A 696-nucleotide genomic window follows, 5' to 3' on the forward strand; every position below is an offset into this window, starting at 1 on the left:
GGCGGCGAGGAGCTAGGCGGAGGCCGGCGAGGACGCTCGGGAGACGGTCACCACGGCAGGAGAGGAGTGGCCTGTTGCCCGCAACGCATCGCCGGTTGCTTCGGCCAGCCACGCTGACACTTCCGGCGACCACTCACGAGCGCGGACCACAAACTGCGCCGCCGGCCGTGTTCCCCGCAGCAGCTCGCGGCTCGTCCCGCGGCGTGCGAGATGCGCCGCGTCGATCCTCGCAGGCATACGTGCCTCGGCCGCCATGCCGAGGCGCTCCTGCACAGCGGTGAGCACACGCGCAGGCTCCTTCGGGGCGTCCCATGCCGCGGCGGGGGCTGCGGAGACCGTGACCTGGACATCGACGGGCGCGGACGGGGAGGCCAGGGAGAACCACTCCCGCATGTCGTCCAAGTCGCTGGACGCGTCCCCGGCGGTGATCTGCAGCGGAAGGTAGGTGCACAGCGCGGTGAAAGCGACTTCCCCCACCCGCTCGAGGGCGTCGAACAGCATCCGGGTCATCGGCAGCACCGGCAGACGTGGGTGGCGGACGTCCTCGGGAATGTCGGCTCGCATCCAGGCGAGTTCGCGGACCTCATCACCACCGGTCCAGTCACCGCCCTTGTCGCACTCCAGCCAGCGCTGCGGGTCGGGGAAGAGCTTCTTCCCCTGCGGCGTGCGCCAGCCGCAGGGCGCGTGCCAGCCATA

At 71.1% G+C, this 696-nt stretch carries 1 protein-coding gene; it reads right to left on the reverse strand.

Annotated features, from left to right (window positions below):
• Nucleotides 1-12 precede the first annotated feature (12 nt).
• A partial coding sequence (locus tag IG84_RS0137210) for a hypothetical protein (protein WP_031067865.1) occupies nt 13-696 on the reverse strand: 684 nt, incomplete at its 5' end.

The sequence above is a fragment of the Streptomyces ochraceiscleroticus genome (assembly GCF_000720485.1).
Lineage (GTDB): Bacteria > Actinomycetota > Actinomycetes > Streptomycetales > Streptomycetaceae > Streptomyces > Streptomyces ochraceiscleroticus.